Genomic DNA, 24,364 nt, shown 5'->3' with positions numbered 1-24,364 from the left:
GCCACTGCCCATGGGATTAAGATGTATATCAAGTAGCATAAACTATGGAGTACGCTCTACGGTTAAGGGGAAAAAGCAAATTCTTGGAATGGCCATACTGACCGGAGAACTGGCTGATCAAACGGGGTGATTGTCAGGCCAAGATTCGCGTTTAGAGTGCTCCAACTAAATACCTATCCGGTGTCTCTCCGCGACCGCCCAGTGGGCCGAGTTCGCGTACCCGGGTCGATGAAGTCTAGGGCACTGCCATCGCAGAGCGTTTGCAGCTAATTAGGCAGGGCAAAAAGCTGGGCTTTATCTGGCCAGAAATTGAGCCACCGCTCGCTCATGGGGACGGTAAAGCGATCCCTTAAACGCACCTTACTTCAGGGGATGATGTTCAGCCAGGAGTCTTTCTACCTTGGCCTCGTCAATACGAGCAGTAATTTGTTTGTCCTCGTGCAGATCGCGCACGGTTTTCGCCAGGCTAGCTGTAGACCCCAGGGCAAAGGCTGTGCCCATACCCATATAGCCCTTGACCCAAGCATCGACTGGCAGGCAGAGAATGCCCAGCGATAAACCACCTATCGACAACGCAAACGAAACCCAGGTCTGCACAACCCAGGCTGAACTGTGACCCCGAGAAGACTTGATGGCGCCCATAGTGTGGCTCCTGCGTGTAGTGAGATTACGCTTTTACCCTAGAAGCAAGGGTTTGGGGTGAGCCCAGGGCAGAGACACTTTAAAGAATGCAACAGTAAAAGAGCCCAAACGCTAAGCTCAATAACGGCTACAAACCGTCAGATTCTGGCGTGGGCCAACACTACTCTGCGGGGGCTTCATTGGGGTCATCATGATCAGCTGTGCGGGATTGCAGCAGCGCTTCGCGGGTGATACAGCTTTGGCTGTCGTACTCTACCTCCAGCACGACCTGGTAAAGGGTATTGGGCTCAAGGGTGCCACTCTCGTTATCGGCCTGGGGCTCAACTGGCTGGGCTAGTTCCTGTAGGGCTTGCCCAGCAGCCTGATTTAAAAATGGATAGCCAGTGCTCTTGAGAACTGCCGTCCAGAGTTTAAGGCCGTCAGTTTCATCGTCGGGCAGCCCGATGAGTCCCAGGAGCCCATCGGTAGGCTCGGGCGATAGGCATAGCCTACCGTTGTAGGGCACCTTTAAGGTAATGGGCTCTGGGGCCTGGGCCAGGTTATCGCCGAGTTCTTCTTGCACCGTTTCGAGCCAGGCCGCCTTAGCGATCTCGACGTCGTCGGGGCGGGTTTGGGCGTCATCGTACTCTACCCGAGCCAGCAGTTCGTTGGCTCGTTGCGCTTCTGTATCGGGAGCATTGGTAGAGTCGGTGGGGGTAGTCTCGTTATGGGGTTCACCGGCAGCATCAGGGATGAGATCATCGGCGCTGCCGTTGGCATTTGCGGCGGAGGTGTCGTCTACTGCTGGGGGCGTCGCCGGAGTAGCAGAATCTGAGTCTGGAGCTGGGGTCGAGGACCGCCCTGACGACCTACTGTTAGAGCTAGGCGGGCGGGGAGACCGCCGCGATGGCAGCACAATCGACGATCGGCCAAAGGGTGAAATAGTCGTTGGCAGCGAGCTAGACGGTGGCTGGGGGGCAGGAAACGACGGCAAGCTGCCAAACTCTGCGCCGGGGTTGAAGGGTAAACTGTCGCCCGACGGTGGGAATACGCTGTAGAGATCGTTGTCTTGCTCTGGGAAAAATGAGTAGGCGGGAGACGAGAAGTCAGGTAGGCGGCTCTGTTCCTCAGGGGTGAGGTCAATCAGCGGCACCTGACGTTCTTCTTCTCTGGCCTCAGCTTCCCCTGGCGACGCGAGGCTGAGGCCAGAGAATGACGGGCCAGCGGCAAACAACACGACATGAAATCCTACGGACAGCAGAGCTGCAATGCCCTGGGGTTGACGGACAAGCTGAAGCAGTTGGTTAAACCGGGATGGGTTGAGTGAAGTCATGCCGTACTGTATGCGATCGCGATAGTTGAATAGTGAGGATGATAAAGGAGGTGTGGTGTATTGACCTACCCTGGGGGATGCGGGTTCCAGTCTAAACCTAGGGTAGCGGATTTGCCCCCGACCTTATGACCATGAGGGAAAAGTAGGGCAGTGTCAGACCCGGGTAGAGAGTCAAGGGGCGATAGATGCGCTGGCCGGGCTGGGTGGCCTCGACGATGACCCAGCTGTGCTCTAAGAGCTGTCGCTGCTGGAGCAGAGCCCATACCTGGCTGTATACCGACCCCACCTTGAGCAGCACGACCACGTCGGCCCAGGTCAATACGGCATCGAGGTCATTGACTGAGTAGAGGGCGGGCAGCACCACCAGCTTGTCAGACTGTACGGTCAGGGGCAGGCCCAGGGCACTGACCGCCGCCATGGGTGAGCAAATGCCCGGTACTCGCTCGATGGTTACTCCTGGGTAGCGGCGTTCTACGCTGAGAGCCAGATAGTTAAAGGTGCCGTAGAAGCTGAGGTCGCCCTCGCAGGCAAAGACTACGTTTTGGCCCTGGCTGAGGTGCTGCCACACCCGATCGCCCGCCCGTTGCCAGGCATTTGAGAGCTGCTCGGGGTCAACCACGTAGGGAAAATTCAGAGCCAAGAGCTGCTGCTGCCCCAGGTGGGGGGTAATAATACGCTGGGCTAGACCGGGCTGACCATCGCGCCCCTGGGGGAAGGCGACTACCTCAGCATTTTGTAGGTATTTGAGCGCTTTGAGCGTCAGTAGATCGGGATCGCCTGGCCCCACACCAATGCCGGTAAGGGTGCCTGAGTGAACCGATTGATCAGAGTTAGATGGCATAGGTATTGACAGATATGTCCGCAAGGCTGAGGTGCACAAGATTCAGGCACTCGCCCTAAACCCAGATCGGTGGCTAGGTTTAACACAGGGCCGCAAGGTTGACCTGGAGTAGGTGTAACCCCGATCGCTCGACTGCTAGCCATCGGCTGGCGCAGACTGCTGATAGGGCGGCTCTGCGGCTGGATTATGGGGCTGGGACGGCTTGACGTCAGTCTTCTGAGCTTTTTCTGGAATTACCGGTTGAGGGGTTGGTGTCCCGCTGGTGGCCGACGGCATCTTGGGAGCCACCGCCGCCATCGTTTCGGCCACCGCCGGAGGGGACGTCGGCTGCGGGGGTATGGTCTCTACGGCAGCCAGAGTCTCCAGATTTAATCGGGAGGGTTGAATGCCGCCCGCCAGTTGCTTAAGCAGCTTAGGCTGAGTCTCATGCCACAGATAAACAATGCGATCGCCTACATCCCAGGCGTCTTGCCCCAGCGCCACCCGCAATGCCCCGTCGTGCTCTACCAGCAACGGCAGCATAGCACCGCTACGCGTCAGCATGGCCAGGTGGGCCCGTTGGCGATCGGGTGCCTCTGAGCGCAGATGGGTTTCACCGAGGCGCACCTCGCCATCGCTCAAATAGGTGTTCCATTTCTTAATAGCTAGACGGGGCGTTTGGGCTCCCTTCAGCTGCCCCTGATTGGGCAACTCGCCCGGATTTTTTTCCTTCGGCAGCACAGCAATTACCCGAGCAGGCTGAAATTCCTCCAACGCCCGCTGAGCGACAACAGCGTTGACCTCGCCGTTCTTGGTCATGGCCAAAAAGGTTCCCGCCTTTCCTAACCCCGCCGACTCCAGCACGTCGCTATCGAGAGCACTGCTAATCAGCACCTCAATGCCTTCTTCCTCGGCAGCTGCACTGGCGGCCTCGTTAGTGTCGATCATCACGACCGGATCGCCATATTCCTTGATCAGGCGGGCGATCAAGAGGCTGAGGGGGCTGTACCCAACAATCACGGCTCCCACCGCATCGGCCTTGGTAATCCCCAACCAGCGGGCCACCAGACGCGCCGTCAGCCCCTGCACCAGCACTGTCAAAATAATTGTGAGAAAGACCAGGGCTTTAATGGCATCGCCCCCGCTAATGCCACGCTCAGTCAGCAAGATGGCAAACAGTGAGGCCACCGAAGCTGAGACAATCCCTCGGGGTGCCACCCAGCCTAAAAACAGCTTTTGTCGCCAGTTGAGGTCACTAGATCGAGTGCAAAGCCAAATATTGACCGGGCGTACTACGAACATCAGGGTCAGCACAGTCAATACCGCCCCTTTACCCAGGGCAAACACACTGGCAATGGACAAATCTGCCGCCAGCAAAATAAACAGCACCGACACCGCCAGTACCGTCAGCTGCCCCTTAAATCGGCGCAGCAGGCGTTCTTCGGGCACCGATAGCCAGCGCACCATCATGCCCGCGACCACCGTAGCCATCAGCCCCGACTCGCCGCGAATGCTCTGGGCCAGCCCAAACAGCCCCCAGAGCCCTGCCAGCACCACCAGGTTACGCAAATCTTCGCTGAGAAAACTGGCGCGCTTGAGCAGCAGACCCATGAGCCCGCCGCCGATTACCCCAATCAAGGCGCCAATGCCCAGGCGCAAAATCAGGCCGCCCACTACTATGGCGGGGGCCGTATCGCCATTGAGAATAATGTCGAGCACGACTACGGCCAAAATCGCCCCCACCGGGTCGACCAGTACCCCTTCCCCTTCAAGGATGGTGGCAACTTTGCGATCGACCTCGACCTGGCGCAGCAGCGGGCTGATGACGGTGGGGCCAGTTACCACCACCAGCGAGGCGTAGAGAAAGGCCAGCGACCAGGGAAACTCTCCCAGCCAGTGGGCGGCCATTCCACCACCGATGAGGGTGACAAAAATGCCAATCGTGACCAAGTTGCGCAGACTATTCGAAACCTGCCCCAGTTCGCTCAGTTCTAGGCTCAGCCCCCCCTCGAATAGAATGAGGGCGACGCTGAGAGCCACAATCACCTCTAGCCCTACTCCCAAATCCTGAGGGTGAATGAGCCCAAGGCCGTCTGGCCCGAAGCCAATGCCAAACAGCAGCAGGAAAATAATGCTGGGCACCCTGGCGATTTCTCCAATTACCTGGGCGGTAACCCCGGCCAACACCGTAAGCACAATCTGGATGGTGAGGGCGAAGGAAGTATCCATAGGCGTATAGGGTAACACCCCTACTGTGGCAGACTAGGGGCAATCTCGCCACGGCAACAGGGCTATCTCAAGGGCGTAGCAGCAGATAATATAAGCGTCCTGGCGTATTGATCCGCCCTGCCAGTTCCCCGGCCGCAGCGCCAGAGCCAACAAATAGATCGACTCGGCCAGGGCCAAGGATGGCTCCGCCAGTATCTTGGTCGAGCACCAGGCGAGTGGTGAGGCGGCTGGCCCAGCTGCCCTGGGGAGTTGGATATGGCAACGGTAGCTGAATGGCGGCGATCGCACCCGGGGGCAGTAGCGTCTTATCGGTAGCAATCGAATATCCGGCGGTGACCGGCACACTAAGGCTACCCGTGGGTGCCCCTGAGTCGCCTTCACGAAAGAAAATAAACCGTTCGTTGAGCGGTAGGTATCGATCTAAGTCGGCTGGGTTGGCCTCAAAGTAGGCGATCACGTTGGGCAGCGACAGATCGTCGGGGGCGATTTTGCCGTCGTTGACTAAGGCCCGGCCAATGCTGGTGTAGGGGTATTCGGTGCGGCCTGCGTAGCCCACCGACATGATGTCGCCATTGGTTAGTTCTAGCTTAGCTGACCCCTGCACCTGCACCAAAAACGCCTCGAGTCGGCTAGCCAGCCACACCAGCTCTAGCCCGGCCAGGGGGCCCTGGCCGCTGGATAAGCCATCGCTCCCTTCCAGTTCCAGGCGGGTGGGGTGAGGCTGGGGCCAGCTTTCTAAGGTGGGCGGGCGGCGATAAAGCGGGTAGCGGTACTCGGCGGTGGGTACCGTGCTAGCGCGGTATTGGGGTTCAAAGTAGCCAGTGTAGGCGACGGTGCCCTCGCCATCGGTACCGATCGATTCGTAGAGCACAAACTCACGCCGCAGGGCAGACTGCAAGGCCTGGTCGTCGGGGCTGTGGGTTACCAACTGGCGCAGGCGCTGCAGGCTGCGCCAGACGCGATCGCGGGTAATACCCGGTACCGGATAGGCTTGATAGTCTGCCGCTGCCTTGGGCGTAGCCAGGTAGGTAAGGCTGTAGTGAATAGCCTGAAGCAGCGCCTGGCGATCGCTCGGTAGAGCCAGCTCGGCCCAGATCTCGTCGTTGTCTCCAGGGGCCAGGGGTCGCAACGGCAGCACAGCGGGTGATGCCGCTGTCGAGGATTGCTCCGATACCGCCGCTTCCACTTCAGCCGCCTCAACCAAAGGCAGCATGAAGCCGGATATCGCTAGCGATAACCCAGCGCCTAAACCAGCGCTCAATAGAGCGTTACTCAACCACACCCAACTGCCCATTAAAATCGTTCAACGCTAGAGCTAAACACGGGCTCTACTCGAATAGCGCTCAGGCGGGAGGGGCGAATCACCATGTACTCACCGGGGTTAACCTTGGGCAGCGGCACCGTAATAAACTCCTCAGAGGTGGCCTTAGGCATCAACTCGCCGCTATACCACTTTTGAAAATCTTGAATAGAAGAGAAGCGCACCTCTTCGTGGTGGCCGCCATCAAACAGCATGTGAATGATGTACTCACTGGGCGTTCTGGGCATAGAGATAGCGTTCCTTCAGTTCACCGCCCCTATTATGGGCTGTTTGGTTATAAAAACCACCAATTCTCGAGGAAATTTTCCGCCTTGCCAGCCCCCCCAAACTATGGAATTGGCACGGTGTCTAGCAGATCGGCTATTAGTTGCTGGGGCCGATAGTGGCCCGCTGGTATGAGCCGATGGGCCAGCACGTGGGGGGCCAACTGCTTGGCGTCGTCGGGTATGGCGTAGCTGCGTCCCTCCAGGTAGGCTAAGGCCTGCATCGCCCGATAGAAGGCCACCGACCCTCGCGGACTCACCCCTAGGGTAATGTCACTGTGGTTGCGGGTAGCCCTTACCAGGTCTAAGACGTAGCGTTGCAGCGATTCCTCCACCGTCACCTGGGCGCATTCTCCCCGTAAAGCCAACACCTCATCGAGGGTAATGCAGGGTTGAATATCGTGGGGAGATGCCCCACCACCCAGCCGCTGCAGCATGCTCAGCTCCTCGCTTTGGTTGGGGTAGCCGAGACTAAACGACAGGGCAAAGCGATCCATCTGGGCTTCGGGCAGCGGAAAGGTACCCTGATATTCCACCGGATTCTGGGTGGCGATAACAAAAAACGGATTGGGTACCGGGCGTGACAGCCCGTCGAGGGTGACCTGGTGTTCTTCCATCACCTCCAGTAGTGCCGACTGGGTGCGGGGGGTGGCCCGGTTGATCTCATCGGCCAGCAGAATATTGGCAAACACCGGCCCCGGCAGAAACTGAAACTCGCCGCTGCTGGGGTTCCAAATGTTGGTACCGGTGACATCGGTGGGCAACAGGTCGGGGGTGCATTGAATGCGCTGGAACCTGCCGTCGATGCAGCGGGCGAGGGACTTAGCCAATAGGGTTTTGCCCACTCCGGGCACATCTTCGAGCAGGGCGTGCCCGCCCGAAAACAGGGCCACCAATACCAGCCGAATCGAGTCAGATTTGCCAACGATGGTTTTGTCTAAATTTTGAATGAGTGTTTCAATCCGATCGCGCATGCTGTGTGACCCTTGCAATAACCCAGTCCAGTTTGATGGCGATCGCTGACCCGCAGATACAGGTCTGCCCTGCGACTGGCGTTTGGTGTAGTTAGGATTATGATGCCCTGATCGCTCCCCAACTGCCTACTAGTGAGGACTAATAACCCGCTCAAGCTGGCGATTGGGCCAGTTCGCCCAGCGCGCGCTGGCAGTCGTGCTGAATCTGGCCTTTGAGACCGTCGAGCGACTCAAATTTTTGCTCGGGTCGCAAAAAGCCGTGCAGATAAACTTCTAGGGTTTTGCCATAGAGGTCGCCCGTCCAGTTGAGCAAATGCACTTCAGCGGTGAGCGTGACCCCGTTGACCGTGGGTCGATGGCCCAAATTCATCACGGCTGGCAATAGAGGATAGGGTGCAGCGATCGCTCCCTGCACCCACACGCTATAGACACCATTAGGGGGCAAAAATTTGTCGTTGGGCAACTGTAAATTAGCGGTGGGAAAGCCTAGGGTATGGCCTAGACGCTGCCCTCTGACGACTCGGCCCACTAGGCTATAGGGGCGTCCTAGCAGCTGCTTCACAAGGCTTAGATCGGTTGTCTCTAAAGCCTGGCGAATACGAGAACTGCTGATGCGTTCGGTGCCCAAGCAGGTTAATGGGGCAATATGCACCTGCACTCCGTGGCGTTGGGCCAGGGTTTTGAGGTCATCAACCGTGCCCTGGCGCCGCTTGCCAAAGCAGAAGTCTTTGCCCACGCTGATGTATTGCACCCGCAGTTTTTGTACCAGCAGTTGTTCGACAAAGGCCTCGGGTGATAAATCGGCCAGGTGCTGAGTGAAGGGCAGCAGCAGCAGTTGACCAATGCCCAGACGACTAATCTGGGTGGCTTTTTCGGGCAGCGGCGTCAGTAGCGGACGGGGCCGACCCGAAAAAAACTCCTGGGGATGAGGGAAAAAAGTCATCACCGTGGGCATGGGTGCTGCCGTGGGATCAACCGATTGGTGCCCGTCTCGATCGAGATTGGGCTGCCTGTCTTGGCGATCGCTAAAGCCCTGTAACCCAAACCCATGGCTAGCCCCTTCGATCACTGGCTCAACCCCATGGCCAAATGCCGGTGCCACGGGCTCGATCACAGCCTGGTGGCCTAAATGCACACCATCAAAGTTCCCCAGGGCGATCGCTGTTGGGGTAATAGCAGTTGTCAGCGAAGAGGTGATCCACACGCTTTACATTTTTACACAGATACCACTCGGGTCTGATTAGACATTCCGCTAGCTGGGGTCTAGGGGCCTACCCTAGCGCCGATGTCGCCCCCATGACTCTATTCTGGAATGGGCTCTATTCTGGAATGGGCTCTATAGCCGAGCCGTTGGCGAGGGCCGCCCCGTTGGGCTCAGGTGGTCAGATCGATCACCATGCCTTCTTGGGCCACCACTGCTCCTGGAAAAGCCGCTTTAGTTTGGACGGCAACTTGATCCATAAAGTCATCATTGTGGGTGGGGTCGTGGTGGAAAATTACCAGGGTTTTGACGTCGGCCACTTTGGCCACCTTCACCGCCTCTTGCCAGGTGGAATGGCCCCAGCTCACCTTGCTCGATTTTGGATCGTTGTACTCTTCGTCGGTATAGGTGGCGTCGTAGATCATCACGTCGGCATTGCGGGCCAGCCACACCACATTGTCGTCTAAGCGATCGGGGTAATGTTCGGTGTCAGTGATATAGGCGGCCACATGATTTTGCCAAGTGACCCGGTAGCCCACCGATTCACCGGGGTGGTTAAGCAGGGCATTTTCGACGGTGATATCGCCGAGATGAAGGGTTTCACCCACTTCAATGTCACAAAACTTGAGGTCGGCTCCCATAATCTGGAGCGGCACCGGAAAGTTGGGGTGCAGCATTTGATCGTTGAGCCGTTGCTCGATGGTCGATCCGTTTGGGGCAACGGCTCCATAAATATTGAATCGGTTGCCGGGCACAAAGGCCGGTGAAAAAAACGGAAACCCCTGGATGTGATCCCAATGGGAGTGCGTAAAAAAGAGATTGGCCTCGACCGGCATTTCGGCCAATAGGGCATTGCCCAGTTCACGCAGACCGGTGCCGCCATCAAAAATCAGCCGATGCCCCCCAACTAGCATTTCAATGCAAGAGGTGTTGCCGCCGTAGCGCACCGTAGACGACCCTGGGGAGGCAACGCTTCCACGCACGCCCCAGAACCGGACTAAAAACTGCTCGGTAAGCTCAGCCATGGATCTCTCGAGGTTGGGAAAGCGTGGAACATCAAGCTAATAGGGGTTCTAGATATGCCTTGGGGTAAAGCATTAACCTGAGATGCTTCTAATGGTAATGAACTCTGCTCAAAATGATCAGGGTGGGTCAACCACCTCACCGCTAGAAACTCAAGTTGCTAGTTACTTCATCCTAGTCTGCCCTGAACCGGAACAAGATCCCTCTGGTAGGTGCGATCGATTTAGCCTATGTCGGCAGTAGCGATCGCCGCCCGCTGGCTAAATCGATCAGGTCGCCCAGGGCGGTGAGGTTGTACTGGAGCGGCGTCACCGAGATGTAGTGCTCGTGAATCGCCTGCACATCGGTGGGGATGGCTTTTAAAGATTGTTTCAAGTCGGTTGGCCAGCCTTGATGGGGCAGTGGGTCTTCGATCGCTTCAATCGCTTCTCCCGCCAGCCAGTAGTAGGTTTTGCCGCGGGGGTCAACGCGTTTTTCAAATTGGTCGAAGTAGCGGCGAATGCCCTGGCGGGTGATTTTAGCGCCTTTGATCTCCGCCGCTGCCACGGCTGGCACGTTGACGTTGAGCAGCAGGGGCGCTCCGGCAGAGAAGCGGTGGCCATCGCGATCGCCCAGCAGGTCACAAATAAAGTCAGCGGCGGGGGCAAAGCTTTTTTGGGTAAAGCTGGTCAGGCTCACGGCAATTGATGGAATCCCTTCCATGACTCCCTCCATGGCTGCCGAGACGGTGCCTGAGTAGACCACATCGTTGCCTAGGTTGGCCCCATGGTTAATGCCTGACACCACAATATCTGGGGGGGTTGCCATCAGCGCCCCCAGGGCCAGCTTGACGCAGTCGGCGGGGGTGCCTGAACAACTCCAGGCCTGAATCTCGGCTTTGAATACCGACTCCACCAGTTCGGCTCGAATCGGCTTGTGCATGGTCAGGCCGTGGCCCGTGGCCGATCGCTCGCGATCGGGGCACACCACTGTCACCTGGTGTCCCGCTGTTGCCAGTGTGGTCGCCAGGGTACGCATCCCCTGAGCAAAAATACCGTCGTCATTGCTGATCAGAATGTTCATGACTGTTCCCCCGCCGCACTAAAATAATCAAAGCCTAGAGCGCTCAGCTTAGCCCTCAGGGCAAATCTACTCCACCCATTGTCGTTGCACCTTACCTTTAGAATGACCGCCGCACCCACTTCCCTCGAAACTGACCTGATGGCCATGAAGGAGGCTGCCCAGGGCGCGATCGCCGCTGCTACCACCCTAGAAGACCTGGAGCAGCTACGGGTCGGCTACCTGGGCAAAAAAGGCCAGCTCTCGAAGGTCTTAGGCGGCATGGGCAAACTTTCTGCTGCAGATCGCCCGCGCATTGGGGCCCTGGCCAACGAGGTGAAAGAACTGATTCAGACCCAGCTAGACCAGGGTAAAACCGCCCTTGAAGCCGCCAAAATTGAAGCCCAACTGGCCACCGAAACCCTTGATGTCACCATGCCGGGTATCTTTCGGCCCCAGGGTCGAGTTCACCCCATCAACAGCATCATCGATCGCATTGTCGATATATTTGTGGGTCTGGGCTATACCGTTGCCGATGGCCCCGAGATCGAAACCGATTACTACAACTTCGAAGCGCTCAATTTTTTGCCCGACCACCCGGCCCGCGACATGCAGGATACGCTGTATCTGCCCAACGGCCACCTGATGCGCACCCACACCTCCAATACCCAGATCCGCTATATGCAGGCTAACGAGCCACCGCTGCGGGCAGTGGCCATCGGCCGCTGCTACCGTCGTGACACCGTCGATGCCACCCACGCTGCGGTATTCCACCAGATCGAGTTCTTCGCGGTCGATACCGACATCACCTTCACCGACCTGCGGGGCACCATCAAGGTCTTTCTCGAAGCCCTCTACGGCGAAATTCCGGTGCGCTTTCGGCCCAGCTTTTTTCCCTTTACCGAGCCTTCGGCGGAGGTGGATGTAGAGTGGCAGGGCAAGTGGTTGGAGGTACTGGGCTGTGGCATGATCGACCCCAACGTGCTCAAGTCTGTCGGCTATGACCCCGAGATCTACAGCGGCTTTGCGGCGGGTCTGGGCGTCGAGCGCCTAGCTATGGTACAGCACCAGATCGACGATATTCGTCGCCTCTACAGCAGCGATCTGCGCTTTTTGCAGCAGTTTTAGGGCTGTGAACGCAGCTTTACCAGCATCATGCTGGTTGGCGTTGCTGAGGTAAAAGATGATTTGCCGGAACTGCCCCTCAATCATGCCTGGAATCAGCAACGCCCTGTAGCACTCAAGCGCGAAAAGGTTTCTGTCAAACAATATCGGCCTTAAACTCTGTATACAATGAACTGTATACAGAGACGTCACAGTTTATGATGGTCTGTAACGTTTTCTGGAGTTGGCGTTTCATCTCTTCATTTAACTCCCCTCACAAAGGACCTATGGCTCTCTTAAAAACCCTTGGTATCAACGGCCGACGGCTCAACCAGAGCATTGATGATTTGGCCCAGATCGGGCAGCTAGAGAACGGCGGTATTCGGCGGCTGGCCTTTAGCACAGAAGACCTGCAAGGGCGCGAGCTGGTGCGACGGTGGATGGTAGAAGCGGGACTGAGCGTCTGTATTGACACCGCCGGTAATTTAATTGGGCGACGGCCTGGGCGGATCAAGGCAGCGGCGATCGCCACCGGCTCCCACATCGACACTGTGCCCTGTGGCGGCAAGTTTGACGGCAACCTGGGCGTGCTGGCTGGCATCGAAGTCGCCCGCACCCTGCAAGAAAACGACATCACCCTCGACCACCCGTTTGAGGTAATTGTCTTTGCCGACGAAGAAGACACCATGATCGGCAGTCGCGCCATGGCTGGCACCGCCTCCCTAGATGCGGCTGGCTACCACCGCAAAGACGGTCGGCCCATGGATGCCTGTATCGATGGCGCCGGCGGAAACTGGGAAGAACTGTCCCTCTCGGCCCGCACCCGCGATGATATTTGTGCCTTCGTTGAGCTCCACGTTGAACAGGGCGGCATCCTCGAAACGGCCCAAAAGCAAATTGGCGTGGTGCAAGGCATTGTCGGCATGCAGCGCTACCAGATTCACATCAAGGGTCGGCCTAACCATGCTGGCACCACCCCCATGGATTACCGACAGGATGCCCTGGTGGCAGCCGCTCAAGTGGTGCTGACGGTAAATCGTTTGGGTAAGCGTCCCCCCGGCCACCAGGTAGCTACGGTGGGTGCCCTGCAGGTGTGGCCCAATGCCGATAACATCGTGCCCGGCCAGGTGCAGTGCAGCCTCGATGTGCGCGACCTCAACCAGGATGTCATCAATGATTTGATCAACGACTTCAAAGAAGAACTGATTTTAATTGCCCGGGAAACCGGCACCACTATCGAGCTGGTGCCTCAGCTGGATGTCGCCCCCAGCCCGGCTGCCGACCACATTCAATCGATTATTGCTGAGGTCAGCGATCGCTTTGGCTTGAGCCATATGCCCATGCCCAGTCGCGCGGGCCATGATGCCCTAGAGATGGGACGTTTTACCGATATGGGGATGATTTTTGTGCCCAGCGAGGGCGGCTTCAGCCACTCAGAGGTGGAGTACACCACCCCTGAAGAATGCGTCAACGGGGCCAATGTGCTGCTAGAGACGGTGCTGCGCCTCGATCGCTACTATCAGTAATTGGGCAGCAGGGGCGGCTATTCTCTCTAATTCGCTTCAACATCCCTAAGATTCACCAGTGCCTGGAATAAAGCGTTCCAGGCGTTTTTTATCTGGTTAACACGTTCCTTTAGGCCCAGGGCGAAGCTGCAAGCGGTTCGGATCGCCGCCTATATCCAGTCAGGACATGTTTAGGTGTTGGCGCTATAGTTTAGCTAGTGCTCCTATACAAGCTGCAACAATCCCTATGGTTTTCTTCGGTTTAGGCAAAGGCAAAAAATCTGAAATGCCCGCTCCCAGCGATGCACTGCCGGGTCGGGCTACATCAATGCCTGTGCCCGATCAGCATTACGTCAATGGCAATCCGTTGACGCCTCCCTTCCCCGCTGGCATGGAGATCGCCCTCTTTGGTATGGGCTGCTTTTGGGGAGCCGAACGCAAGTTTTGGCAGCTAGAAGGGGTTTATGCCACCTCGGTCGGCTATGCCGCTGGGTATACCCCCAACCCCACCTACCAGGAGGTCTGCTCGGGTCTCACTGGCCATAACGAAGTAGTGCAGGTCGTGTTTGACCCGGCGGTGGTGAGCTATGAGCAAGTGCTCAAAACCTTTTGGGAAAACCACAACCCCACCCAGGGCATGCGTCAGGGTAACGATGTGGGCACTCAGTATCGCTCGGGTATCTACGTTTATTCCGAGGCCCAGCGTCAGCTGGCCGAAGCATCAAAACAAGCCTATCAGGAGGCGCTGAGTGCATCGGGCTATGGCCCGATCACGACTGAAATATTGGATGCCCCGGAGTATTACTACGCCGAGGCCTATCACCAGCAGTACCTGGCTAAAAACCCTGGAGGCTACTGTGGGTTGGGGGGAACGAATGTCGCCTGCCCCGTGGGTCTAGCGGTTGAGCACTAGGGCAGAGGCACCCTGGGCTAGCCTTTTCGTATCGGCATGGCGTGAGGCCACAATTGTAGTTGGACAACACTGGCGCTACAGCTGAAAATATGTGACGCTACCCGGCGGTAGGGTTGCTTCGAGGTGCGATCGCAGCCCAACAAATTGTCAACGCTGATTTAGCTCGTCGATAGATTTATATCTGGGGGTTGAGGCTAGAGCTAACCTCGACTCCGTAGGCTAAGGTCATTGCGATCGCTAAAATTGATGTCTGATACCAAATCCTGATTAGCTATTCCCGATTCCCCAGTGGTGCATTGCGGCTAATCAAAGCAGTCAGAGGACTGCCGGACGGGGGTGTAGCCGCGAATGCACCCTACGGTTATACCTTTTGGGGATCGGGGTTATGGGATTCGGATTTGGTATGACTAGGAAATTTTCCCGTCTGCCTACCTTTACAGCTGCGGCGAAATTAGATCCTAACCATGCTCCAACGTTGAGTCTGTCGATTGCTTGACCATCACTACCAAGACCGACCATGAAGATTTTGATGATCTTGACCTCCCACGATCAGCTGGGAGACACCGGCCAAAAAACGGGCTTTTGGCTGGAGGAGTTTGCCGCCCCCTATTACGTTTTCAAAGATGCCGGGGTTCAAATTACCCTGGCCTCTCCCCAGGGCGGACACCCTCCTTTAGACCCTAAAAGTGATCAGCCCGATGCTCAGACCGAGGCCACTCAGCGTTTTCGGCAAGACTCTGATGCCCAAACTGCCTTAGCCAACACAGCTGTGCTGGCCAGTGTGTCTGCCGATGACTACAACGCGATCTTTTATCCTGGGGGCCATGGTCCTCTGTGGGATTTGGCCGAAGACGCCCACTCCATTGCTCTCATTGAGGCATTTTATGGTGCCGGTAAACCTGTCGCAGCGGTGTGCCACGCGCCAGCGGTGCTGCGTCATCCCCAAGGTGCTGACGACTCACCCCTAGTCAACCACAAGGAGGTAACTGGTTTCGCCAACACTGAAGAAGCGGCTGTCGGCCTGACTGAAGTAGTCCCTTTTTTAGTAGAGGACATGCTGAAACAGAATGGCGGCAAATACTCTAAAGCGGCAGATTGGCAGCCCCACGTGGTCAGCGACGGTTTGTTAATCACTGGACAAAACCCCGCTTCTTCGGAGCAGAGCGCAATAGCGCTATTAGATCATCTTGGCCATAAATAGGGTTGCCCCAGCAGTCGGAAACTCAACGCTACCTCTGTTCCAAGGGGAGACAGTGCTGTCTGATTGCTGGATCTTGCCAGGCTGTCATGTTTAGCTGCTTATCAATCGTGCTAAACCACAGCATCAGGTCAGCCAGCCTAACACCGTTGCCTCCTCGTTGGATGCACTCGTTGAGGGAAGTTAGTTAACGTCTGACTCAAGGAGATAGTTGACATAAACCCATTTTGGTAGCTTTATGAAGCATAAGGATAAGGCTGCTGATCAACTTCCTATCTGAGCTGAGGGGCGTTGCAATGACGTTAGATGCAAGAATTGGAGCTATCCTACAGCAGAATGGGCAGTGCCAATTCACGGTCTGGGGGCCTGAACTCACGTCCGTTGATCTAGAGTTGGAGGCAACCCCGGCGGCTGTCCCCATGGAGCCCATTGATGGCGGCTACTGGTCGGCTACCGTCAGCGGGGTGACCGCAGGCACTCACTATCGCTATCGCCTTAACCAGGCTGACAGTTTTCCCGATCCGGCCTCTTTCTATCAGCCTGAGGGAGTGCACGGGCCGTCTGCCGTAGTTGACCACAGTGCCTATGGCTGGGGCGACGCCGCATGGAGCAATATCCCCTGGCCAGACTACGTTATCTATGAGCTACATATTGGTACCTTTACACCCGAGGGCACCTTCGCAGCGGCGATTGCCCGCCTCCCTGATCTCAAAGCTCTGGGCATTACCGCGATCGAAATTCTGCCGGTGGCGCAGTTTCCGGGCGATCGCAACTGGGGTTACGATGGCGTGTTTCCCTTTGCCGCCCAAAGCTCCTACGGTGGGCCTGAGGGCCTCAAGAGCCTAGTGGATGCCTGCCACCAGCAGGGCCTGGCGGTGATGTTAGATGTGGTCTACAACCACTTCGGCCCCGAGGGCAACTACACTGGCCAGTATGGCCCCTATACCACCGAGAAATATCGCACGCCCTGGGGTAGTGCCATCAACTTCGACGACGCTTGGTGCGACAGGGTACGGCAATACTGCATTGAAAACGCCCTGTACTGGCTGCGCGAATTCCATATCGATGGGCTGCGCCTCGACGCCATCCATGCCATCTATGATTTAAGTGCCGAGCATATCCTGGCAGAAATGGCGGCGGCGATCGCTGCCCTGTCAGACCAGCTGGGCAAACCTCTATACCTCACCGCCGAAAGCGATCTCAACGACACCCGGATTATTCGCCCGGTTGAGCAGGGTGGGTTTGCCCTCCAGGCCCAATGGTGCGATGACTTTCACCATGCTCTGCACACGGTGATTACAGGTGAACGCTACGGCTACTACCAGGACTTTGGCACCTGCACAAATCTGGCCACATCCCTGCGCGATCGCTTTATCTATAGCGGCAAGTTTTCCCCCTTTCGTCGGCGACGGCACGGCAATTCGGCCACCGCGCTGCCCTCCCACCAGTTTATTGTCTGCGCCCAAAATCACGACCAGATTGGCAATGCCAAAGGCAGCGATCGCCTCTCCAAGCTCGTCCCCTTTGAGGCCCTCAAGCTGACAGCGGCAGTTCTCCTGACCTCCCCCTACATACCGCTACTGTTTATGGGCGAAGAATATGGCGAGGTCGCGCCCTTCCAGTATTTCATTAGCCACGGCGATCCAGACCTGGTCAAAGCCGTTTATGAAGGACGAAAGCGCGAGTTTAGAGCAGCCCATGGGTTTGGGGAACCAGCCCCGGCCCACGAGGTAGCCACGTTTGAGATGTCTAAGCTGAACTGGCACCTGCGCCAAGAGGGTCAGCACCAAACGCTGCTGCGGTTTTACCAGCATTTGCTCGAACTGCGACGGCAGCTCAAACTGGGTACCCCTTCTTACTCCCGAGACATCGCGATTACAAGCGACGACGACCAGCAGGTGATCGTCTATCAGCGGGCTATGGCCAACGGGCTGCTGCTGTGCCTGATGAACCTGAGCCCGGCTCCTAACACGATTGATATTCCCCACCCCGACCAGCCCTGGGTTTTGAAATTTGATTCCGCTGCCGTCGAGTGGAGTGGCCCGGGCTCTGCGCTACCAGAGAAAATTACCGCAGCGCAGTCCCTAGAGCTGTCGCCGCTCAGTTTTACCCTGTACGGAGTGACCTAATTCAGGCAGAGAGTTGCCCACCGCCGATCGAAGCTCCGGTTAATTGCATCATTACCTCCGTTTTGGACTCGCCATGCGCATTCCTACCGCAACCTATCGTCTTCAGTTCAACCCAGCCTTCGGTTTCGAGGCGGCCCAGGGCATTGTCGACTATCTTCAGGCGCTGGGGGTTTCAGACATCTATGCCTCCCCCATCTTTAAAGCGCGGGCGGGTAGCACCCATGGGTATGACGTGGTTGACCCCACCCAAATTAACCCCGAGTTGGGTGGGCCAGCGGCGTTTGACGCCTTGATCGAAACGGTGCAGCACCATGGACTGGGTTGGCTACAGGACATTGTGCCCAACCACATGGCCTACGACAGCGAAAACCCTTTCTTGATAGACATTCTGGAACATGGCCCCTATTCGGAATACAGCGACTTTTTTGATGTGGAGTGGGAACATCCCTTCGATGACTTTAAGGGCAAGCTGCTAACGCCATTGTTGGGCGACTTCTATGGCCGTTGTCTAGAGCGGGGTGAGCTCACCCTCGACTACGACGAAGACGGCCTGACCATAAATTATTACAGCCTCTGGATTCCGCTACGCATTGAGTCCTACGCCGGGTTTTTAAACCATGATTTGGATCGCCTTGCCCGTGCCCTAGGCCGCAGCCATCCAGACTTTATTAAGCTGCTGGGCATTCTCTACATGCTCAAAAATCTGACCCAAGAAACCACCGGGCGGGAGCGCAAAGACCAGGCTCAATTTATTAAGGAGCTGCTCTGGGAGCTTTACACCAGCGACACCGCCGTGCAGGAGTTTATTCAGCACAATCTGGCTTTGTTTAATGGCGAAACCGACACCACCAGCAGCGATCGCTACGATCTACTCGACAAACTGTTAGCCGATCAGTTTTTTCGTCTCGCCTTTTGGAAAGTGGGGGCAGAGGAACTCAACTATCGCCGTTTTTTCACCGTCAACGAACTGATCTGTCTGCGCATCGAAGATATCAAAGTCTTTCAAAAGACTCACTCGTTGATCGCCCATCTCGTAAAAACCGGACAGATTCAAGGACTACGGGTCGATCACATCGACGGTCTCTACAACCCCGAACGCTACCTCCGACGGTTGCGCACCAAGTGTGGCGAAGACGTCTATGTAGTGATAGAAAAAATTCTTGAGCAGGATGAAACCTTACCCGAGGATTGGCCCATTCAAGGCACAAGCGGCTATGACTTTTTGAACCAGGTCAACGGCCTGTTTTGCCAGCGGGCCAATGCCGCAGCCTTTGATGCTATCTATAGCCGTCAGGTGGCTGAAACCCCAGACTATGAGGCCTGGGTAACCAACAAAAAACAGCTGATCGCTGCCACCAACCTGGTAGGCGACGTCGATAATCTGGGCCATCTGCTCAAAGGCCTGGCCGGTCGGTATCGCTATGGTCGCGACTTCACCCTCAGCGGTTTGCGTGAGGCCATTTTGGAGGTGCTGGTGCAGTTTCCGGTGTACTGCACCTATATCAACGAGGATGGAGTGAGCGATCGCGATCGCGCCTACATCCAGCAGGCGATCGCCCAGGCCCAACGGCATATCCCCCAGCTGCAAAACGAGCTGTCCTTTATCGAAAAGGTGCTCACCCTCGACTACGAAGACCTGCTCAGCCCAGAGGATCAGGCCGCCTGGCTGCACTTTACCATGCGGTTTCAGCAGTTCTCTGGGCCCCTGATGGCCAAGGGGGTCGAAGACACGTTGTTCTACGTCTATAACCGCCTCATCTCCCTCAACGAAGTGGGGGGCAATCCCGGCATCTTTGGAGTCACCGCCCAAGAATTTCATCAGTTTAACCAGCGGCAACTGGCCCAGTGGCCCCACACCCTCAACGCTACCTCGACCCACGATACTAAACGCAGCGAAGATGTCCGAGCCCGGCTCAACGTCCTGTCAGAAATCCCCGCAGAATGGGATCAGCAGGTGCAGCGCTGGCAAACCCTCAACAAGGCCTGCAAGCTGGTCACCCCAAAGCGGACTATCCCTGACCCCAACAATGAATATTTTCTCTATCAGACTCTAGTGGGGGCTTTTCCCTTTGAAACCAACCCCCAAGACTACTCCGCTTTTGTTGAGCGCATCAAAGCCTACGTGGTAAAAGCAGTGCGCGAAGCCAAGGTCTACACCGCCTGGCTACGCCCCGACGAAGAGTACGAAGCGGGCTTCGTCACCTTTGTAGAACGGATCCTCGATGACTCCAAGCCCAACCAGTTTTTGGCGGAGTTTCGACCCTTTCAGCAAAAAATTGCCGAGTACGGCATCTACAATTCCCTGGCTCAAACCCTGCTCAAACTCACCGTTCCTGGGGTGCCCGATCTCTATCAGGGCAGCGAACTGTGGGATTTTAGTTTGGTTGATCCCGACAATCGCCGTCCGGTCAATTACAGCGATCGCCTCTCGTTTTTGCAGGAGATTCAGCGCCGCTGCCAAACCGACCTCAAGAGTTTGCTGGGTGATCTCAGGGCCACTCGCCACGATGGCCGTCTCAAGCTGTTTTTGATCACCCGCACCCTGGCAGCCCGCCAGCGGTATCGAGCCGTCTTCGAACAGGGCGATTACCAGCCCATTGCAGTCGAGGGGGAACAGGCCGAGCACATGGTGGCCTTTGCCAGAACCTACCAGGGGCAAACTGCGATCGCCATTGTGCCTCGCTTTCTCACTGGCCTCATCACCCCTGAGCAAAACCCCTGCGGCAAAACCGTTTGGGGCGATACGGCCCTGGTGCTGCCGACCAACCTCAACGGCCCCTGGCAAGACGCCCTCACCGATGTAAAGCATCGCGATCAGCCCAGGGTGCCAATCGCCAAGATTCTGCAAATCTTCCCCGTAGCCTTACTCGTTACCGCGTCTAAAGGATAAGCTATTGGAGTAGGAAATAAGATTTGTAACCAGTGAAAATATCTGCTCTCTCGCCTGCCAGCGAGCTGACGCCCTGGCAGATTCGTGCTGTTCGTGCCTATATCAAAACCTCCTGGCAGACCCTGTCGCGATCGCTCAGCCACGTGCTAGAGGCGGCCCAAGACGAAAAAATCGAGCATACTCCCGGCACGCCCTGGCCGCTCTATATATCGGCCCAGGAAGATCGCTACACCGTGGAAGATGCCCTGCTGGCCGTACTCAGCCCGGAAGAATTTGCCCAAATCGAATTGCGGGTGCTGCCTGCTGACTACGATCAGATCACCGATCATGGGCTGCTGTATTTACCCCACGATTACGTAGTGCCCGGCGGTCGCTTCAACGAAATGTACGGCTGGGATAGCTACTTCATTTTGCTGGGGCTGCTGCGAGATCAGGAGCTGTTGATGGCCAAGGGCATGGTAGACCAGTTCATCTACCAGGTGCAGCACTACGGCACCGTGCTCAACGCCAACCGCACCTACATGCTCAACCGTTCCCAACCGCCAGTGCTCTCACTGATGGTGATGGCCGTGTTTCAGCACACGGGCGATACCGACTGGCTCCAGAGCCTGCTGCCGGTGCTCGAGCGCTACTACTACTACTGGATGGTGCCGCCCCACTTTAGCCCCGTCACCGGGCTCTCCCACTACCACGCCCTGGGCCACGGTCCGGCCCCCGAGGTGGAGAGTTCTGAGCGAGATGAAGCCGGTCGCACCCACTACGATCGGGTGCGGGAATATTTCCGCGAGCACCCCATCGACGACTACGACGTCAGCCTGTTCTACGACGCTGAGACCGACCAGCTCACCGAGCTCTACTACCAGGGCGATCGCTCCATGCGCGAGTCGGGCTTCGACATCACCAATCGGTTTGGCCCCTTCAGCGCCGACATCATCCACTACGCTCCGGTTTGCCTCAACGTGCTGCTCTATCAGATGGAGCAGGATATGGCCGAGTTCTATCGCATGCTGGGTCGCAGCTGGGAAGCCGAAATTTGGCAGACTCGGGCCCAGCATCGCCACCAGCTAATCGACCAATATCTATGGGATGACGAAGCGGGGCTGTACTTTGACTACAACCCCCACACTGGTCAGCGCCGTCCCTACGAGTTCGTCACCACCTTTATGCCACTCTGGGCGGGCATTGCGTCGCCTCACCAGGCGCGGCGGGTAGTCGATAACCTGAAGAAATTTGAGGCCGAGGGCGGCCTGCTCACCAGCACCCATACATCGGGTAACCAGTGGGATGCGCCCTTTGGCTGGGCTCCCTTGCAGTGGTTTGCAGTGGGCGGGCTAGCCCGCAGCGGCTACACTGACGACGCCCACCGAGTCGCCACTAAATTTGTGCATATGGTGGTGCAGGAGTTTGAGAAAACCGGCACGCTCCTAGAAAAGTATGATGTCGAGCGCTGTTCCGCCAATGTCTCCGACGAAATTCAGTTTGGCTACAGCTCCAACGAAATCGGCTTTGGCTGGACTAACGGCGTGGTGTCTGAGTTTCTCTGGATGCTGGAGCAGCGCCCCCAGACCTGGGCTGAGCAAGCAGCTTAAAAGGGGTTAGGCCACCATAGCGATCAGCGTGAGATAGGGAATTGTCTCTGGAGCAGGCGTCAGGAGCCAGAATATACGGCCCTCCTGGGTTCTGGCTCCTACATGCTGAATTCCTGCCTGAGCTGGCTGGCCTGGCTGCACTCCCTCGTCATTTATTGAGAAGGCTTGACAAGGCTATCGAAATGCTAATGGCCCATGGCATTGCAGACCCGATTCGATAGGGTTGAACTACAGCGATGTCATCTTCCCAGGAGGTCTGGCCTATGGCTAATGCGGTTGCCCCGTTCTGTCCGCCAGTGGCAGCAGACGCCTTTGCCATTAAAGACTGCGCCCTACTGACCATCGCCACGGGCAAAAAAGCCACGACCCTCAAAGAGCTGCAAACCCATCTCACAACCATCGATACCGACAGCATCTACCTGCATGTGTGGGGCAGTTTGCTAGAGCCCCACTTCGATGTGCGGGAGTACAACAACCACTTTGCCTCCTGGGCCCGACGGGGATTACACGACGACACCCTGGCCGAGCGTCTGGCCATGGTAGACCCCAATGACTATGGCGATTTAGAGGCCCTGCGGCAGGAATTACTAGAGGTGATCGCTGAGCGCCTAGATGAGCAAGAATACCTGCGCTGGGTCTTGGCCACCGAACCCTTCGAGTTTATCCGCTCCACCATCGTGGTGTTTGATACGGCCAAACGGATCCAGCAGCCCGAAGAGCTGATCACGCTCATTCCGCACCTGTCAACCAGCAGTATTTTTTACCACTTCATCGATGCCCGGCGTCGTTTGCCGACCAGCCAGGACGATTTTTGCTTTTGGCTGGCCTGCTGGGGCGATCGCTATGCCGAATTGGCCCAGCACCTGGCCGCCATTGATCCCTACTTCAACAGCCTCACCACCATCCGTCAGCAACTGGCGAAAACCTTTGAGCGCTACTGTCCGAGGGAACGCCCATGAGCATTTTGGATCACTATGCTCAGATCGTTGGGGATGACGTGATTGATCAACTCCAGCAGCTGGCTCAGCCGCTCCAGGGCAAATCGGTGGTACATGTCAATTCCACCAAAATCGGCGGTGGAGTGGCCGAAATTTTGACCAAGCTGGTGCCGCTCATGCGGGAGCTGGGTTTAGAGAGCCACTGGCAGGTGATTACCGGCGATGAGCCCTTTTTTCAGTGCACTAAGGCTATGCACAATGCTTTACAGGGTAACCCGGTACCCATTAGCCAGGAGCTGTTGACGCACTATGAGGAAATTAACCGAGACAACGCCGAGCGGCTGCGATCGCACCTGACCGACGCCGATTTTGTCTTTATCCACGACCCCCAGCCCGCTCCTCAGCTCTCCCTCTGTCCCAACCGCCAGGGCCACTGGATCTGGCGCTGTCACATCGATGCCAGTCATCCCTACCGACCCGTGTGGAAGTTCTTGCGCCCGTTCATCGAACTTTACGAGGCCAGTATCTTTTCGCTACCGACCTTCGCCCAGGCTCTGCCCCACCCGGAATACATTATTTCCCCCAGCATCGACCCCCTCAGCGAGAAAAATTGCTCCCTCGACAACGACGAGGTGCAACAGGTGCTGCAAGAGTTTCACATTGACCCCGACCGACCGCTGGTGGTGCAGGTGTCGCGGTTCGATCGCTTCAAAGACCCGGTTGGGGTGATTCGAGCCTACAAAATGGCCACCAAATTTCACCCAGACCTCCAGCTGGTGCTGGCGGGGGGCAGCGCCACCGATGACCCCGAAGGCGCTCTGGTGCTGCAAGAGGTCAAAACCGAGGCCAACCACGACCCCGATATTCATATCTTGATGCTGCCCCCGGATGCCCACCGCACTATCAACGCCCTCCAGCGAGGGGCCGACATTGTGCTGCAAAAATCTACCCGTGAGGGGTTTGGCCTCACCGTCACCGAGGGCATGTGGAAGGGGAAGCCCGTGATTGGAGGCGATACCGGCGGCATTCGTCTCCAGGTGGTGAACTATCACACCGGTTTTTTGGTCAATACCCCCGAAGGAGCCGCTCTGCGGATTCGCTATCTGCTCAATCAGCCCGACAAAATCGCCGAATTTGGCCATCAGGCCCGAGAGCTGGTGCGAGAAAACTTTTTGCTCACCCGTCACCTGCGGGAGTACATGACCCTGATGGTTTCGCTCCTCTACGGTGGCGGCGATCGCCTGGAACTGAGCTAAGTCGGGGCTAAGTCAGCGG

At 56.9% G+C, this 24,364-nt stretch carries 20 protein-coding genes; 10 read left to right on the top strand and 10 right to left on the bottom strand.

All coding sequences use genetic code 11. The features are described from left to right. Positions 1 to 360: 360 nt before the first annotated feature. The 10 genes from IQ254_RS05895 to surE form a co-directional block, all read right to left on the bottom strand. Entirely contained in the window at positions 361 to 642 is a 282-nt protein-coding gene (locus tag IQ254_RS05895; RefSeq protein WP_193965243.1) for a YiaA/YiaB family inner membrane protein, read from the bottom strand. A 160-nt stretch (positions 643 to 802) separates the two neighbouring features. Continuing rightward, on the bottom strand, positions 803 to 1,954 hold the full coding sequence (locus IQ254_RS05890; RefSeq protein WP_193965242.1) for a hypothetical protein: 1,152 nt from the start codon (positions 1,952 to 1,954) through the stop codon (positions 803 to 805). Positions 1,955 to 2,051: 97 nt separating this feature from the next. Further along, a complete protein-coding gene (locus tag IQ254_RS05885; RefSeq protein WP_193965241.1) occupies positions 2,052 to 2,795 on the bottom strand; it encodes a precorrin-2 C(20)-methyltransferase in 744 nt (247 codons plus the stop codon). A gap of 135 nt (positions 2,796 to 2,930) precedes the next feature. Further along, a complete protein-coding gene (locus tag IQ254_RS05880) occupies positions 2,931 to 5,003 on the bottom strand; it encodes a sodium:proton antiporter (protein ID WP_193965240.1) in 2,073 nt (690 codons plus the stop codon). 67 nt (positions 5,004 to 5,070) lie between these two features. Continuing rightward, entirely contained in the window at positions 5,071 to 6,216 is a 1,146-nt protein-coding gene (locus IQ254_RS05875) for a murein transglycosylase A (protein ID WP_193965239.1), read from the bottom strand. Positions 6,217 to 6,296: 80 nt separating this feature from the next. Continuing rightward, a complete protein-coding gene (locus tag IQ254_RS05870) occupies positions 6,297 to 6,551 on the bottom strand; it encodes a hypothetical protein (RefSeq protein WP_193965238.1) in 255 nt (84 codons plus the stop codon). Between the two features lie 101 nt (positions 6,552 to 6,652). Next, positions 6,653 to 7,561, bottom strand: a complete 909-nt coding sequence (locus tag IQ254_RS05865) for a MoxR family ATPase (RefSeq protein WP_193965237.1) — start codon at positions 7,559 to 7,561, stop codon at positions 6,653 to 6,655. 151 nt (positions 7,562 to 7,712) lie between these two features. Beyond that, positions 7,713 to 8,765, bottom strand: coding sequence for a bifunctional riboflavin kinase/FAD synthetase (locus IQ254_RS05860; RefSeq protein ID WP_193965236.1), 1,053 nt, complete (start codon positions 8,763 to 8,765; stop codon positions 7,713 to 7,715). Between the two features lie 170 nt (positions 8,766 to 8,935). Beyond that, the gene (locus tag IQ254_RS05855; RefSeq protein ID WP_193965235.1) at positions 8,936 to 9,787 is read right to left on the bottom strand and encodes an MBL fold metallo-hydrolase; all 852 of its coding nucleotides are present in this window, start codon (positions 9,785 to 9,787) and stop codon (positions 8,936 to 8,938) included. 226 nt (positions 9,788 to 10,013) lie between these two features. Next, positions 10,014 to 10,847, bottom strand: coding sequence for a 5'/3'-nucleotidase SurE (gene surE, locus IQ254_RS05850; protein ID WP_193965234.1), 834 nt, complete (start codon positions 10,845 to 10,847; stop codon positions 10,014 to 10,016). Positions 10,848 to 10,949: 102 nt separating this feature from the next. Here surE and pheS point away from each other — a divergent pair, with 102 nt between their 5' ends. The 10 genes from pheS (at position 10,950) to IQ254_RS05805 (ending at position 24,345) form a co-directional block, all read left to right on the top strand. Beyond that, positions 10,950 to 11,951, top strand: a complete 1,002-nt coding sequence (pheS, locus tag IQ254_RS05845; RefSeq protein ID WP_193965233.1) for a phenylalanine--tRNA ligase subunit alpha — start codon at positions 10,950 to 10,952, stop codon at positions 11,949 to 11,951. 27 nt (positions 11,952 to 11,978) lie between these two features. Then, positions 11,979 to 12,104, top strand: a complete 126-nt coding sequence (locus tag IQ254_RS31990; RefSeq protein WP_255526975.1) for a hypothetical protein — start codon at positions 11,979 to 11,981, stop codon at positions 12,102 to 12,104. 110 nt (positions 12,105 to 12,214) lie between these two features. Beyond that, positions 12,215 to 13,453 (top strand): Zn-dependent hydrolase, encoded by a 1,239-nt coding sequence (locus IQ254_RS05840; protein WP_193965232.1) that lies wholly within the window; start codon positions 12,215 to 12,217, stop codon positions 13,451 to 13,453. Positions 13,454 to 13,679: 226 nt separating this feature from the next. After that, positions 13,680 to 14,345 carry a peptide-methionine (S)-S-oxide reductase MsrA gene (msrA, locus tag IQ254_RS05835; protein ID WP_193965231.1) on the top strand — a complete coding sequence of 222 codons (666 nt, stop codon included), beginning with the start codon at positions 13,680 to 13,682 and terminating at the stop codon, positions 14,343 to 14,345. A gap of 517 nt (positions 14,346 to 14,862) precedes the next feature. Continuing rightward, positions 14,863 to 15,546 (top strand): type 1 glutamine amidotransferase domain-containing protein, encoded by a 684-nt coding sequence (locus IQ254_RS05830; RefSeq protein WP_193965230.1) that lies wholly within the window; start codon positions 14,863 to 14,865, stop codon positions 15,544 to 15,546. A 293-nt stretch (positions 15,547 to 15,839) separates the two neighbouring features. Next, the gene (treZ, locus tag IQ254_RS05825) at positions 15,840 to 17,672 is read left to right on the top strand and encodes a malto-oligosyltrehalose trehalohydrolase (RefSeq protein ID WP_193965229.1); all 1,833 of its coding nucleotides are present in this window, start codon (positions 15,840 to 15,842) and stop codon (positions 17,670 to 17,672) included. Positions 17,673 to 17,745: 73 nt separating this feature from the next. Beyond that, positions 17,746 to 20,562 (top strand): malto-oligosyltrehalose synthase, encoded by a 2,817-nt coding sequence (treY, locus tag IQ254_RS05820; protein WP_193965228.1) that lies wholly within the window; start codon positions 17,746 to 17,748, stop codon positions 20,560 to 20,562. Positions 20,563 to 20,594: 32 nt separating this feature from the next. Continuing rightward, a complete protein-coding gene (locus tag IQ254_RS05815; RefSeq protein WP_313887380.1) occupies positions 20,595 to 22,151 on the top strand; it encodes a trehalase family glycosidase in 1,557 nt (518 codons plus the stop codon). Between the two features lie 263 nt (positions 22,152 to 22,414). Beyond that, a complete protein-coding gene (locus tag IQ254_RS05810; RefSeq protein WP_193965227.1) occupies positions 22,415 to 23,110 on the top strand; it encodes a DUF5752 family protein in 696 nt (231 codons plus the stop codon). Then, complete coding sequence (locus IQ254_RS05805) at positions 23,107 to 24,345, top strand: glycosyltransferase (protein ID WP_193965226.1); 1,239 nt, start codon at positions 23,107 to 23,109, stop codon at positions 24,343 to 24,345. Before IQ254_RS05810 ends, IQ254_RS05805 begins: the two co-directional genes overlap by 4 nt. The last annotated feature ends 19 nt before the right edge of the window (positions 24,346 to 24,364 follow it).

Origin of the sequence: Nodosilinea sp. LEGE 07088 (assembly GCF_015207395.1) — a bacterium.
GTDB lineage: Bacteria > Cyanobacteriota > Cyanobacteriia > Phormidesmidales > Phormidesmidaceae > Nodosilinea.
Note: the sequence above shows the minus strand (reverse complement) of the source record. Positions and strands in the feature narration are given on the sequence as shown.

What these genes read in the sequence shown, in the direction of transcription:
- IQ254_RS05870 (WP_193965238.1), bottom strand. Translation starts at nt 6,551, where the DNA reads ATGCCCAGAACGCCCAGTGAGTACATCATTCACATGCTGTTTGATGGC.
- IQ254_RS05875 (WP_193965239.1), bottom strand. Translation starts at nt 6,216, where the DNA reads ATGCTGCCTTTGGTTGAGGCGGCTGAAGTGGAAGCGGCGGTATCGGAG.
- treZ (WP_193965229.1), top strand. Translation starts at nt 15,840, where the DNA reads ATGACGTTAGATGCAAGAATTGGAGCTATCCTACAGCAGAATGGGCAG.
- surE (WP_193965234.1), bottom strand. Translation starts at nt 10,847, where the DNA reads ATGAACATTCTGATCAGCAATGACGACGGTATTTTTGCTCAGGGGATG.
- IQ254_RS31990 (WP_255526975.1), top strand. Translation starts at nt 11,979, where the DNA reads ATGCTGGTTGGCGTTGCTGAGGTAAAAGATGATTTGCCGGAACTGCCC.
- IQ254_RS05895 (WP_193965243.1), bottom strand. Translation starts at nt 642, where the DNA reads ATGGGCGCCATCAAGTCTTCTCGGGGTCACAGTTCAGCCTGGGTTGTG.
- IQ254_RS05810 (WP_193965227.1), top strand. Translation starts at nt 22,415, where the DNA reads ATGGCTAATGCGGTTGCCCCGTTCTGTCCGCCAGTGGCAGCAGACGCC.
- IQ254_RS05805 (WP_193965226.1), top strand. Translation starts at nt 23,107, where the DNA reads ATGAGCATTTTGGATCACTATGCTCAGATCGTTGGGGATGACGTGATT.
- msrA (WP_193965231.1), top strand. Translation starts at nt 13,680, where the DNA reads ATGGTTTTCTTCGGTTTAGGCAAAGGCAAAAAATCTGAAATGCCCGCT.
- IQ254_RS05855 (WP_193965235.1), bottom strand. Translation starts at nt 9,787, where the DNA reads ATGGCTGAGCTTACCGAGCAGTTTTTAGTCCGGTTCTGGGGCGTGCGT.
- IQ254_RS05830 (WP_193965230.1), top strand. Translation starts at nt 14,863, where the DNA reads ATGAAGATTTTGATGATCTTGACCTCCCACGATCAGCTGGGAGACACC.
- treY (WP_193965228.1), top strand. Translation starts at nt 17,746, where the DNA reads ATGCGCATTCCTACCGCAACCTATCGTCTTCAGTTCAACCCAGCCTTC.
- IQ254_RS05865 (WP_193965237.1), bottom strand. Translation starts at nt 7,561, where the DNA reads ATGCGCGATCGGATTGAAACACTCATTCAAAATTTAGACAAAACCATC.
- IQ254_RS05890 (WP_193965242.1), bottom strand. Translation starts at nt 1,954, where the DNA reads ATGACTTCACTCAACCCATCCCGGTTTAACCAACTGCTTCAGCTTGTC.
- IQ254_RS05885 (WP_193965241.1), bottom strand. Translation starts at nt 2,795, where the DNA reads ATGCCATCTAACTCTGATCAATCGGTTCACTCAGGCACCCTTACCGGC.
- IQ254_RS05880 (WP_193965240.1), bottom strand. Translation starts at nt 5,003, where the DNA reads ATGGATACTTCCTTCGCCCTCACCATCCAGATTGTGCTTACGGTGTTG.
- pheS (WP_193965233.1), top strand. Translation starts at nt 10,950, where the DNA reads ATGACCGCCGCACCCACTTCCCTCGAAACTGACCTGATGGCCATGAAG.
- IQ254_RS05840 (WP_193965232.1), top strand. Translation starts at nt 12,215, where the DNA reads ATGGCTCTCTTAAAAACCCTTGGTATCAACGGCCGACGGCTCAACCAG.